The organism is Sediminibacterium sp. FW305-C-49 (assembly GCF_058231085.1).
Genome location: NZ_JBIQXS010000001.1, coordinates 1,414,655 through 1,426,231, shown reverse-complemented (window position 1 = coordinate 1,426,231; position 11,577 = coordinate 1,414,655). Strand labels below are relative to the sequence as shown.

General features: G+C 40.6%; 14 protein-coding genes. 8 read left to right on the top strand and 6 right to left on the bottom strand.

Annotation, left to right across the window (positions count from 1 at the left end; translation table 11 throughout):
• Positions 1–4 precede the first annotated feature (4 nt).
• On the bottom strand, positions 5–736 hold the full coding sequence (locus ACH3Z1_RS05995; RefSeq protein ID WP_490820955.1) for an LOG family protein: 732 nt from the start codon (positions 734–736) through the stop codon (positions 5–7).
• 79 nt (positions 737–815) lie between these two features.
• On the opposite strand from ACH3Z1_RS05995, the gene ACH3Z1_RS05990 reads away from it, so the two are divergent.
• From ACH3Z1_RS05990 to ACH3Z1_RS05970, 5 genes are all read left to right on the top strand, one after another.
• Positions 816–2,171 (top strand): hypothetical protein, encoded by a 1,356-nt coding sequence (locus ACH3Z1_RS05990; RefSeq protein ID WP_490820954.1) that lies wholly within the window; start codon positions 816–818, stop codon positions 2,169–2,171.
• Between the two features lie 13 nt (positions 2,172–2,184).
• The gene (locus ACH3Z1_RS05985) at positions 2,185–2,952 is read left to right on the top strand and encodes an exodeoxyribonuclease III (RefSeq protein ID WP_490820953.1); all 768 of its coding nucleotides are present in this window, start codon (positions 2,185–2,187) and stop codon (positions 2,950–2,952) included.
• A 24-nt stretch (positions 2,953–2,976) separates the two neighbouring features.
• Positions 2,977–3,282, top strand: a complete 306-nt coding sequence (locus ACH3Z1_RS05980; protein WP_490820952.1) for a DUF4286 family protein — start codon at positions 2,977–2,979, stop codon at positions 3,280–3,282.
• Positions 3,283–3,540: 258 nt separating this feature from the next.
• Positions 3,541–3,849: an HU family DNA-binding protein gene (locus ACH3Z1_RS05975; protein WP_295206254.1), complete on the top strand. Its 309-nt coding sequence runs from the start codon at positions 3,541–3,543 to the stop codon at positions 3,847–3,849.
• Positions 3,850–3,937: 88 nt separating this feature from the next.
• Entirely contained in the window at positions 3,938–4,063 is a 126-nt protein-coding gene (locus ACH3Z1_RS05970) for a 30S ribosomal protein THX (RefSeq protein WP_294988521.1), read from the top strand.
• Between the two features lie 80 nt (positions 4,064–4,143).
• Here ACH3Z1_RS05970 and ACH3Z1_RS05965 read toward each other — a convergent pair whose 3' ends face one another.
• Positions 4,144–5,439, bottom strand: a complete 1,296-nt coding sequence (locus tag ACH3Z1_RS05965) for an aminotransferase class V-fold PLP-dependent enzyme (RefSeq protein ID WP_490820951.1) — start codon at positions 5,437–5,439, stop codon at positions 4,144–4,146.
• Positions 5,440–5,584: 145 nt separating this feature from the next.
• On the opposite strand from ACH3Z1_RS05965, the gene ACH3Z1_RS05960 reads away from it, so the two are divergent.
• Positions 5,585–5,827 (top strand): hypothetical protein, encoded by a 243-nt coding sequence (locus ACH3Z1_RS05960; protein ID WP_490820950.1) that lies wholly within the window; start codon positions 5,585–5,587, stop codon positions 5,825–5,827.
• Between the two features lie 6 nt (positions 5,828–5,833).
• Here the strand turns inward: ACH3Z1_RS05960 and ACH3Z1_RS05955 are convergent, their stop codons facing one another.
• Together ACH3Z1_RS05955 and ACH3Z1_RS05950 are read right to left on the bottom strand one after the other, a co-directional pair.
• Positions 5,834–6,574: an FkbM family methyltransferase gene (locus ACH3Z1_RS05955; RefSeq protein WP_490820949.1), complete on the bottom strand. Its 741-nt coding sequence runs from the start codon at positions 6,572–6,574 to the stop codon at positions 5,834–5,836.
• 32 nt (positions 6,575–6,606) lie between these two features.
• Positions 6,607–7,512, bottom strand: a complete 906-nt coding sequence (locus tag ACH3Z1_RS05950) for a glycosyltransferase (RefSeq protein ID WP_490820948.1) — start codon at positions 7,510–7,512, stop codon at positions 6,607–6,609.
• A 27-nt stretch (positions 7,513–7,539) separates the two neighbouring features.
• On the opposite strand from ACH3Z1_RS05950, the gene ACH3Z1_RS05945 reads away from it, so the two are divergent.
• On the top strand, positions 7,540–8,433 hold the full coding sequence (locus ACH3Z1_RS05945; RefSeq protein ID WP_490820947.1) for a glycosyltransferase family 2 protein: 894 nt from the start codon (positions 7,540–7,542) through the stop codon (positions 8,431–8,433).
• Here ACH3Z1_RS05945 and ACH3Z1_RS05940 read toward each other — a convergent pair.
• Complete coding sequence (locus ACH3Z1_RS05940; protein WP_490820946.1) at positions 8,430–9,356, bottom strand: glycosyltransferase family 2 protein; 927 nt, start codon at positions 9,354–9,356, stop codon at positions 8,430–8,432. The two genes, ACH3Z1_RS05945 and ACH3Z1_RS05940, sit on opposite strands and share 4 nt — an antisense overlap.
• Positions 9,357–9,365: 9 nt before the next feature.
• On the bottom strand, positions 9,366–10,271 hold the full coding sequence (gene meaB / locus ACH3Z1_RS05935) for a methylmalonyl Co-A mutase-associated GTPase MeaB (RefSeq protein ID WP_490820945.1): 906 nt from the start codon (positions 10,269–10,271) through the stop codon (positions 9,366–9,368).
• A gap of 85 nt (positions 10,272–10,356) precedes the next feature.
• Here meaB and ACH3Z1_RS05930 point away from each other — a divergent pair, with 85 nt between their 5' ends.
• Positions 10,357–11,553, top strand: a complete 1,197-nt coding sequence (locus ACH3Z1_RS05930; protein ID WP_490820944.1) for an O-antigen ligase family protein — start codon at positions 10,357–10,359, stop codon at positions 11,551–11,553.
• The last annotated feature ends 24 nt before the right edge of the window (positions 11,554–11,577 follow it).

The window sequence follows — 11,577 nt, the reverse complement described above, 5'->3', positions numbered from 1 at the left end:
TTCCCTACCTTTTCTCAAACAACCACCACAACCTCTTCCTTGGTTTTACCGTATAATTTTTACGGACATAGGTCTGTATATAATCCATGGCCTCATCGATATCATCGGTCAGGAAGATCAGCTTTTTATCTTCTGGTGAAATGGTTCCATGTTGGGCCATTTCATCAATACTGTTTAAAAGTGGCTGGAAATAATCTTTCCCATACAGTACAATCGGAAAATCGTTGATGACTTTGGTTTGGGCCAGCGTAAGTGTTTCAAAAAACTCATCCATGGTGCCAAATCCACCCGGTAAAATCACAAATGCATAAGAATATTTTACCAGCAACACTTTCCTGATAAAGAAATAATCAAAAGTGATCCATTTGTGCATATATGGATTCGGGTATTGTTCAAAAGGAAGTTTAATATTACAACCCACCGACTGACCTCCGTTTTCAAAAGCACCTTTATTAGCCGCCTCCATAATGCCCGGGCCACCACCGGTCATGGTAGTAAAACCCAGAGCTGCAATTCGTTTCCCAAAGTCTACAGCCGCTTTGTAATAGCGATGGTCTTCCTTAAATCTTGCAGAACCAAATACCGTGATGCAAGGTCCCACAAAATGCAGGGTTCTGAAGCCTTTGATGAATTGCCGGAAAATCTGCCAGGCAAAAGCCAGTTCATTGATCCTCGGTTTGGGTCCATCTAAATACACTGATTCCTTTGCAGGAATGAATCTTTCTGTTTTCTCCATTTCGTCCTATATTGATAAAAATTCAAATTAGCACAAAATTTGCTGTCATAATGAATAGTCAACCATAGTTAACAGTTTTATGAGAAAAATCAACCTGCTCATTGTATTCCTTGCCTGTTCTTTTTTTGCAAATGCACAAAGAAATATTATACTGGAACAGGTACGCACTTTCTCCATGCTTGGCCCTGTTATGCATTATTTTTCATTACCCGATGCCCGATCGGTATTTCTCAAACAGTTGAACGAGCAATTACTATCGAAAAAAAATGCACGCATCAACGATACCAGCTTACGCATTGTTACACTTGATAATTTGAAACAGTTTAACAACACGAACGCACCATTCACCGAGGCCGATACCAGTACACATCATTTGTACATCGACCTGTATGAATACGAACCCAATACATTTTACTATAATCAGCCACAATATCTCCAGGATTCGCTTTTATTCAGACGAACAAAATCTGTTTTTCAATTGGCTGTATTATTTGTGAATCATCAAAAAACTATTATTTCAAATGATGTGCTTACCATTTGTATAAGTCCGGGCAGCAGTAATGGCTTTGGAATTATACCTACCACCCTGGCAGTAACCCCAAAAGGGTTTACGGATATACTCAATCTGGGCATTGGCCGTTTGTTGGATGAGCAGAACAATACCGATATGATTGAGATTAAAGCTCCACCTGCTTTTTATGCAGACAATTTTATTTTACCGGAAATCAGCAAACACCCGGTTTTACAAACAAAATCACAAAAAGATATTTTTGCCTATCAACGAAATGGCGAATCGGAAATGATCAGACTGGGTGATACTTTTTATGAAGAGCTGATCGCAAAAGGGAAAAAGAAAAATATTCCAGATAATTCTGAAATAGCAAATGCCATCAATGCTACAGGCAACCAAAATAGTTCTGATTTTGTTCAGCTAAGACAGGAATGCCGGGATGTTCTTCGTGATAAAAATTATAGTTTAAAACTGGTCACTGAAATAAATCCCAATTTCAGTTTTATTTCTCAGGCCGACGTTTTCACTCAGTTCCTGCCGGGGCTCATACATGTGTTATTAAAAGACAATGATACAGTTGCACGTTTTACCATCCGTAAAAATATAGGCATACCGGATAAGAAAATTTTTTTAAACAAAGTGAGCAATGGCTACGACAGTAGTTCGACGGTAACCATTGCGGGTTCATCTGTGCCCAGGAATGTTCTTTTTGAGTACGAGATAAATGGTTTAATCGGGGAAGAACCTTTTGTTATTCGTTGCGCCGACAGAAACAGTTTAAAAGAGATTCGTTTGAATGATAAAGAAGTTGCGATAGCTAAAGGCATTTATTTACCCGAACGAATTGCAGTTTTTGATGCATCTTTAGATACAGAAAAGCTGAACCAGTTACTGATGATTGCTTTTTCCAAATTTTTACAATAACAAACAATATACCATGCGTATCATATCCTATAATGTTAACGGTATTCGTGCCGCGATGAAAAAGGGATTTACCGACTGGCTTTCCACCAATCCTGCCGATATTATTTGTCTACAGGAAACCAAAGCCACTAAAGATGATGCAGATGTGGCGGCCATTGAAAAACTCGGATACGACACTTTCTGGTTTTCTGCACAGAAAAAAGGATATAGTGGTGTGGCTATTTTTACCAGAATCAAACCCGATAATGTTTTATACGGAAATGGTATTGAACAAAGCGATTTTGAAGGCAGGGTAATACGTGCCGATTTTGGGGATATTACACTGATCAACGCCTATTTTCCATCGGGTACAAGTGGCGATGAAAGACAGACTTATAAATACCAGTGGCTGGATGAATTTTTCGACTACGTACAACAGCTTCGTAAAACACGGAAAAAACTGATCGTCACGGGCGATTACAATATCGCACATACCGAAATAGATATTCACGACCCTAAAGGCAATAAAAAATCGTCGGGTTTTTTACCGGAAGAAAGGGCATGGATGGACAAGTTTCTGTCCAATAAATGGACCGATACATTCAGGCACTTGAACCCTGAGGCTAAGGGAGCATATTCCTGGTGGAGCCAGCGATTCCCGTCGGTAAGATTACAGAATAAAGGCTGGCGTATTGATTATATCAGTATTACGGACACCCTGAACGACCGCCTTAAAGCTGCTGAAATCTATCCTGATATTAAACACAGCGATCATTGTCCTATTTATATGCAGTTATCCTGATTATGCCTAATAAATTTTACAAACATGTATATCTATAATGTTACCATTCAGCTTGCATGGTCTATTCATGACAATTGGGTGGAGTGGATGAAAACCAAGCATATACCTGAAGTAATGCAAACTGGCTGTTTTTCTGATTTCAGGTTTGTAAGGGTTTTGGAAGTAGATGAAACCGATGGGCCTACTTATGCTACGCAATACATGGCGGCAAACAGGGAGGATTATGATCGTTATATCAGCCAGTTTGCTGCAGCACTCCGGCAAGATGCATTTAATCAGTGGGGCGATCGGTTTGCTGGTTTTCGCTCACTCATGCAGGTTGTGAATTGAGTGTGGATAGTTTTGCAAATTCATTTTGGTAATGACAAAACTTCGCTATATTGCTCTGAAACCCGCTACGGGATTGATTTCCAGCGAATATCTTCTGAAAGTGTTGATAATAAAGGGTTTTAGCGAATTACACCGTTGAAACATCGTCCTTTCATTTTATCGCAATCCGCTGAAATCCTTTACGGGGCAGGGTTTTATGAGTTCACAAAATCAAGGTAAAGTTTGAAAAATATTTTGCTGTTTGCCAAAAGCGAATAAATTTGTTTCTCTTATTTAAACACATCTAAAAACACATCTATGAACAAAGCCGAATTAATCGCACAACTCGCAGAAGATGCAGGTATTACAAAAACGCAAGCTAACGCTGCGCTGGATTCTTTTGTTGATACTGTAACCAAAACCCTGAAAAAAGGCGACAAAGTTACCCTGGTAGGTTTCGGTACTTTCTCTGTATCTAAGCGTGCTGCTCGTACAGGTCGTAATCCTCAGACTGGCGAGACTATCAAAATCAAAGCTAAAAAAGTTGCCCGCTTCAAAGCTGGTAAAGAACTGAGCGCTAAGATCTAATCTGGGCGTAAAAAAGAATTGAACCCCGCTTTCGCGGGGTTTTTCTATTTTTGCCCCTCACTATTGTTCATTTAAAAATAACTGTACCATGGGTAGAGGCGATAAAAAAACCGCAAAAGGTAAAAGATTCAAGGGTTCATTTGGCAAAAGCCGCCCCGCTAACGCGAAAGCAACTGCTGTAAAAGCAAAGAAAGCTGCTGCGAAAGCATCATAGTCATGTCAGATGTCGGATCTCAGATGTAGGAAGTATAAACAAATCCGACATCTGAGATCTGACATCCTACATTGACTCGCCTACATTTTCTTCTTCGAGATTTCCTCCAGCGCAAATACCAGCTTATCCAAATCCTGGAGTTTGGTGTATACATGTGGTGTTACACGTACACAACTGATATTTTCCCATACAATTCCTACCGTATGTATTTTATAGGTATTGAATAATGCCTGGTCGAGTTGTGCGGGTGTCAGTCCATCGACCGATACACCACAAATAGCACAGGCATATTCGGGTTTGAAAGATGTATGAATTTTTACACCGGGTATTTCTTTCGCTTTGCCTGCCCAATAATTTTTAAGATACCGTATACGCTCCTCTTTTCGGCTGGCGCCGATGGCATTGTGAAAATTCAATGCTTCACCTATCCCCTGTTCTATCGGAAAGCTTCTGGTACCAATGGTTTCAAACTTTCTGATATCATTACTCCTGGGTTTATCATTACATACCAACGGCCATATTTTTTCAATTTTTTCTTTTTTGATCCATAACATGCCGCTTCCGATTGGGGCGCTTAAAAATTTGTGCAGGCTGGTACCAAAATAATCACATTCGAGATCAGGAATTTTAAAATCGAGCAGGCCAAAAGAGTGCGCCCCATCGACAATCACTTCAATACCTCTTTTGTGAGCCATCTGGGCGATCTTTTTCACCGGTAATATTTGTCCAATCCAGTTGATGATATGCGTGAGGTGTAAAATTTTCGTTTTCGGGGTAATGGCTTTTTCAAATGCTGCTACAATCGTATCATCGTTTTCTATGGGAAAATCGAAACTGATCTGTGTATATACAATACCTTCCCTTAATGCTCTTTGGCGCCAGGCCTGTATCATATTCGGATAATCCTGTTTGGTGCCAATCACTTCATCCCCGGCTTTCAGGTCTAAACCAAAGATCACCGTATTCAGCGCTTCGGTTGCATTTCTGTTTACTGCGATTTCCTCGGGTGAACAGCCAGCCAATGTAGCGAGTTTATACCTCAGTGGTTCACGGCCCTGGTCGAGAATACGCCACATATAATAGGAAGGACCTTCATTCGACATCCTGTTAAATCGTTCCACAGCTTCCTGAACAATCCTGGGCGCCGGACTCACACCCCCATTGTTGAGGTTAATCAAGCTCGGGTTAACCGTATAACCCTGTTGAATGACGCTCCAGTAATCTTCATCTGTGGCTATCTGATCAGGTGAAAGGGATGCTACCCTGTTATGCGCTGCTTCCCATTCAGCGGCATGCGCCTGTTGAAAAAGACTGTTTGCGGAAAATGCCCCTGCCAGCAATCCCATCCGCTGAAGAAACTGTCTGCGTTGTTGCATAAATAGAAGTTGAACAAGAAAGATAAGGAAAACAGAGGAACAGAGAAATAAGGAATGAGAAAGTGAAATATTCCCTTCCTGATTCCTTATTGCATGTTTCTTATTTCTCTGTTTTATACTCCTATCTTTGCATAAATTTCCGGGTATGAAGCAGGTATGCAAAATGATGATTTGTGCGGTTGTTTTACTGCTGATAAGCCAGTTGGCAGATGCTCAGTGTTCTATTTGTACAAAAACGGCTTCACAACTCGGCGAAGGGCCTGCCAAAGCATTGAATTCTGCCATCATTTACCTCGCAGGCGCACCACTGGCCATTATGGGTTATATTGGATGGAGGTGGTGGAAAAAGGAGAAGGAAGTAACCACTCACGAAAAAGAAACAAAGTAGTTATTCTCAAAGCAAGTCTTGATTAATAAAAATCAGGTTCTCATGTTGCATAGCAAAAGAGAAATGATACTTGGTAATGGCTTTAAAAATGGCATTACCAGCACCCTTTCGCATATGATCATGCACTTCTACGAAAATGGCTTTTGTCCTGGGTAACCAATATTCATACCCTTCTTCAAATACTTCTTTTTCGGAACCTTCAATATCCAGTTTTAAAATATCGATGGTTGACCAACCCTGTTCTTTCATGACCGATTCGATAGATACGGCTGGTATGGCTTCTGGATTTTCAGGGTAACTTTCTTCGACCATAAATGCATTATCATGATCACCTTTATTGATAATGACCAAGTGTGCATTTTTATTCCAGATACCGGCACATATTTTTTTAACCTGAGGGAACGTGGCTGTATTCTTTTCTACCATTGCAAAATTATTTTTGCTGGGCTCTATCGCTACAATTGAAGCGTTTGGGTAACGATGTGCAAAATAAGCAGCGGCTAGTCCTATATTAGCTCCGCCATCAAGTATGGTTTGTGGATGGAATGGCAAACTGATATTATACTGATCATCCAGGAATACCTGTTTGAATGTATACTTATCAGAAAAATTTTTTCTTAAATGAAAAGTAGTCTTATAACGGCCCGAATAAAAGCTGCCATATTTTTTAAACAGCAGGTGTATGTAAAACTTTAGTCCATCTGCAAGACCAAAAGCTTTGATCAGTGGTTTAAATCGGGATGCCATTCGATGTTGTTCAGTGATTAACAAAATAAACGCTATCTGCCGAAAGCAAAAAGAAAACTATGTTTCAGTTGTGATATAAAAGGCAGTTTTCTTTTTTTATACGAAAACAATATACTTCGGTGTTTCATCAGAAAAAAGAATAATCTCATGCTCCAGCCACGCTGTAACAACTGCTTCCAGTAATACTCCAGTTGCTGAAAAAATTTTACGTCACTCTGTTTCATGCCTTTCACAGTTGAAAACACTTCAAGGTGTTTTACGAGCATTTCTCTGAACTGTTTACGCAATGCTTTTTCAGATAATGACTGAATGGTTACGTTTTGATCGTGTGCGCGTTGGTAAACCAGTATTTCGGGCACAAATTGTACCGACCCGTTACACATGGCTACCATGGCCAGCCACCAGTCGTAATATACATTGACCGGTATTGGCAATGCTTTTGCCAGCAGCGACTTCCTGATAAGCATGGCATGCCCGCTGATGGTATTGAACATGGCTATGCATTTCGGATCATCCCCTTCCAGCTTTCGGTTTTTTTTATTCGGAACCGGGTTGGTTGGAATTTGCCCGGTAAAACGTACAGAATCACAATAAATCAACGGTACTTCTTCACGCCACTGCAGCAGCAGTTTTTCCAGTTTCTCCGGATGCCAGTAGTCATCCTGATCAGCAATAGCAATAATAGCAGCTTTAGTCAATAATAGCCCCTTTTCAAAATTGGCTGAAAAACCGAGGTTAACAGGGTTGCGATATAACCTGATACGTTCGTCTTTTTTTGCAAGTGCTTCAATTATGGCACAGGTATGATCGGAGGATGCATCGTCTACTACAATAAGCTCCTGTATGGGGTAGGTTTGTGCCAGTACAGACTGCACCTGCTCTTTAATAAAACGAGCCCCGTTATAACTACATAAAACAACTGAAATAGGCAGTGTCATGAACTCTTTTTATTTTTATCGCATCGCATGGCTGTAAATATAGAAAAACATAAGGGCAACACTCATCCTGACGCGGTATTTTCTATCATGATACCCAGTTGGAATAATTTAGCTTATTTACAATTGTGTATCAATAGTATCCGCAAACATTCTGCTTTTCTGCACGAAATCATTGTACATATCAATGAGGGGAGAGATGGTTCGCTGGAGTGGGTAAAATCGCAGCCAGATATCAGTTATTCTTACAGTACTGAAAATATTGGTGTTTGCTATGCCCTCAATAGTTGCAGAACACTGGCACAAACCGACTACTTGCTATATATGAATGACGATATGTATGTTTGTCCTGACTGGGATATGCCAATATTGAATGAAATAAAAAAAATTGGGCATAACTATTTTTTCCTCTCGTCTACTGCTATTGAAATAAAAGCACAGAGTAGTTGCTCTATTGAAAAAAGTTTTGGCAATTCGATTGATGCATTCAAGGAAGAAAAATTAATCAATGAATTTTCCACCATTCCGTTTCATGACTGGCAGGGTGCAACATGGCCTCCCAATGTGGTGCATAAAGATATCTGGGATCTGGCAGGTGGTTACAGTATTGAATTTAGTCCGGGCATGTATTCTGATCCCGATTTTTCCATGAAACTCTGGCAACTGGGTGTACGCTTATTCAAAGGGCTGGAGCAAAGCCGTGTTTATCATTTCGGATCTGTTTCAGTCAAAAGAGTAAAACGCAATAAGGGGTATTATACTTTTATTGGAAAATGGGGTATGACTTCAGGTACTTTATCAAAATACTATTTAAGAAGAGGAGATAAATTCGATGGCCCACTTGTTCAGCAGGATATCCCTTTAACAGTCCGCTTAAAAAATGTTTTCAAACGTTGCTGGAATGCGCTGGTACAGCACGGTTAAGCGTCTATCTTAAAGAACATTTTCACACAAAACAGTATCCGCATAAATGCCGATTTCTTTTTGTAAGCAAGGATAATATTTCTGTATTGAAGAAAAGTGATCATTCGTTTCCATCGGCTGGCGAGGTCATTTTTTTGATAGGTAACAGCAAGTATTTCGAATACCTGTTTTTGTTCTTTTAGCGTGGTCGGGCATTTTTCATATAGTAACTGCATTCTTTGTCTGGCTATTTTTATTCTTTCCTCAACAGATGGTTTTTGTTTTCTGGTTCCCTGTGTATTGGCACCGATGGCATTGGCTGTATGCTGCCTGTACTGAACCAGAGCCTCATTTACATAAGCAATGCCACCATTACAAGCCGCCACAAAACCAAGCCAGAAATCGTGTGTTACAATACCGGGGAAAGGTTTACAGTTTTCAACAAGCTCTTTTCTGAACAGCATGGTATGACCGGGCGCCCATGCGCCAATGGTATACATAAGACAGTTGCTGTACGTAAGCTGGTTTTTTATATCAGACATTTTCTTACCGGTTGAAGTTCCATTCTCATCAACTAGTATTGAATCGCTGTACACAGCAATACTGTTGCCCATATTTTTACATAAGGTTTCCAGTTTATGAGTCATCCAAATATCATCCTGGTCACTTAAAGCAATAAGTGAACAGGTTGCATGCAACATTCCTTTTTCAAAACTCCTGATATACCCGGTATTCTGTTCATTGATCAGCAATCGAATACGTGTATCATTTGCCATGTACGATTTCAGTATGGCGACTGTATTATCCGTCGAAGCATCGTCTACCACTATTATTTCGATGGGCTGGATGGTTTGCGCCAAAATACTTTCCAGTTGTGTTTCCAGGTATCGTTCGCCATTGTATGTGGCAATCACTACTGAAATATCAGGCTGAGCTAATAACATACAGCAGTGTTAAGGATTAATATAGGTTTGAACAAAACCAAAAAGATTAAAGTCTTTTTCTTTGCGCAATAGCGCAATTTTTTCCTTAAGTGTTTGCTTATTAAGGTCCTTCATTCTTTTTTGCTGAATCAGTTTCCAGGCTCTTTCTGTGAGCAGCCAGTCTTTCCTGTCTGAATGATGAATATTTGTATGATGCTGCTCAATGGCATTTGTCAATTCGGTTAATCCTGTTTTGGTTGTTGCTACTGTTTTAATAACCGGTATTTCTATTGCCGAATGTTGAAAAGCAGGGGCTAACATCATCCGTAAATTTTTTACAAATAAATCTGCTTCTGGTCTGTCGCTTTTGTTCACAACGAAGATATCTGCAATCTCCATCAGGCCTGCTTTCATGGTCTGCACTTCATCACCTGCTTCGGGTACTACTACTACCACTGTTGTGTCTGCAAGACCTGCTATTTCAATTTCACTTTGTCCAACCCCAACTGTTTCCACGATAATATGATCAAACCCAGCAGCCTGCATTACCGCTGTAATATCGATGATATGGGGATGTAAGCCCCCCAATGCACCACGGGTAGCCAGTGAACGGATAAATACATTGGGGTGATTGTACCATTCACTCATTCGTATCCTGTCACCCAGTACCGCCCCAAGATTGAACGGAGAAGATGGGTCTACGCAAAGCACGCCAATTTTTTTTCCCTTTGATACCCATTCGGCAATCAGCGCATCTACCAATGTGCTTTTACCTGCCCCTGGAGGGCCGGTAATACCCGTTACCGATGCATGCCCTGCTGGCAACTGTGACAGGAAATTCTCAAAGCCAGGCACTTCATTTTCAACGCATGAAATACTGCGAGCCAGTGCTCTTTGATCCTGTTTCTGTATACCTGTTAATAATTGCTGCCACATAATGCGATGCTAGGCGTAAATTTAATTCTTGTTCTTACAAAAGAAAGTAATTGAAGCGAGAGAATGACAGATTAACCATGATATCATGAAAAAAGTATGGTTCATTTCGGGTTTGTTTATTATTTCACTTGCAGGATTGCTGTGGAGCAGGGCTATTTTATCAATGTCGATGGGTGGATGGCTTATTTTTTCTCTTTTTCATTTTCGTAGCTGGGTTAATGGCTGGCGAAATAATCCTTTATTATTGTGGGGATTGGCACCCGTTATGCTAGGGTTGCTCGGTGTATGGCAGTCGCCGTGTGAAGGTGTGGGGTGGGATCATCTACTTACTTTGGCCACGTACCCGGTTGTAGCATTGAGCGTAGTAAGTATTGCATCAATAGACACTCGTTTATTCCGCACACTGAGTTATTGCTGGATCATTGCGGCATTAGTTTCCCTGTTATACCCATTGGGTTGGTACATATTGAATAGTACTGCTGCACATGAAAAATACAGCAGCGGTCAAACGCTTCCGGTTTTTATGGATAATGACCATGTTCGGTTTTCTATTTTTTTGTGCGCAGCAGCTTTACTTGCCTGGCTGAACAGACATTCACATAAATGGTTATTACCTGCCTGTATTTTTTTACTGATCAGCATTATCTTTTTAGCTGCCCGTACAGGCTGGATGATTGTTTTAGTGATGGGCTTTATTTTATCCATTTATACCGCCTTTAGTCAACAGGGTCTAAAAAAAGGGATTTTTATGATCGCCTGCTTACTTGTTATTTGTTTTATGGCCTGGTTTCTTTTCCCGACCGTACAACATAAAATAGGTTATAGCTTGTACGACTGGCATCAATACACGCCGGGAAAATATGATCCCACTCTATCAGACAATGCGCGATATGCCATCAATAAAGCCGCCTGGCATGCCATTCAATCAGGTGATCAGAATATTGGATGGGCCAATGTTCCAACAATACTTCAGGATCATTTCAAACAATTATTCCCGGCGTATACAACTGGTTTTGGCTGGCCATTCAATCAATGGTTATTCTGGTGGATGGGAAGCGGCTGGTGGGGTATGTTATTATATACCATCTGGTTATTATTCCCTGCCTACCTGGGTTTACGTCAAAAAAATATAGCAGCCGTTTGCTGGACCTTTGCTATTGCAGTTTCCTGCTTAGTAGAAACCAATCTTGGATATCAGTATGGGGTTTGGTTGCACTGCTGGATTGTAATTTGGCCCTTCCTTCGTCAGGGTGACAAACTATTATCCACTGTCAGGACTTGATATGTATAATCGTCACCCTGACGA

Excerpts from the sequence above, each read along its gene's own strand:
- ACH3Z1_RS05995 (WP_490820955.1), bottom strand. The coding sequence starts at position 736 with ATGGAGAAAACAGAAAGATTCATTCCTGCAAAGGAATCAGTGTATTTA.
- ACH3Z1_RS05990 (WP_490820954.1), top strand. The coding sequence starts at position 816 with ATGAGAAAAATCAACCTGCTCATTGTATTCCTTGCCTGTTCTTTTTTT.
- ACH3Z1_RS05985 (WP_490820953.1), top strand. The coding sequence starts at position 2,185 with ATGCGTATCATATCCTATAATGTTAACGGTATTCGTGCCGCGATGAAA.
- ACH3Z1_RS05980 (WP_490820952.1), top strand. The coding sequence starts at position 2,977 with ATGTATATCTATAATGTTACCATTCAGCTTGCATGGTCTATTCATGAC.
- ACH3Z1_RS05970 (WP_294988521.1), top strand. The coding sequence starts at position 3,938 with ATGGGTAGAGGCGATAAAAAAACCGCAAAAGGTAAAAGATTCAAGGGT.
- ACH3Z1_RS05965 (WP_490820951.1), bottom strand. The coding sequence starts at position 5,439 with ATGCAACAACGCAGACAGTTTCTTCAGCGGATGGGATTGCTGGCAGGG.
- ACH3Z1_RS05960 (WP_490820950.1), top strand. The coding sequence starts at position 5,585 with ATGAAGCAGGTATGCAAAATGATGATTTGTGCGGTTGTTTTACTGCTG.
- ACH3Z1_RS05955 (WP_490820949.1), bottom strand. The coding sequence starts at position 6,574 with ATGGCATCCCGATTTAAACCACTGATCAAAGCTTTTGGTCTTGCAGAT.
- ACH3Z1_RS05950 (WP_490820948.1), bottom strand. The coding sequence starts at position 7,512 with ATGACACTGCCTATTTCAGTTGTTTTATGTAGTTATAACGGGGCTCGT.
- ACH3Z1_RS05945 (WP_490820947.1), top strand. The coding sequence starts at position 7,540 with ATGGCTGTAAATATAGAAAAACATAAGGGCAACACTCATCCTGACGCG.
- ACH3Z1_RS05940 (WP_490820946.1), bottom strand. The coding sequence starts at position 9,356 with ATGTTATTAGCTCAGCCTGATATTTCAGTAGTGATTGCCACATACAAT.
- meaB (WP_490820945.1), bottom strand. The coding sequence starts at position 10,271 with ATGTGGCAGCAATTATTAACAGGTATACAGAAACAGGATCAAAGAGCA.
- ACH3Z1_RS05930 (WP_490820944.1), top strand. The coding sequence starts at position 10,357 with ATGAAAAAAGTATGGTTCATTTCGGGTTTGTTTATTATTTCACTTGCA.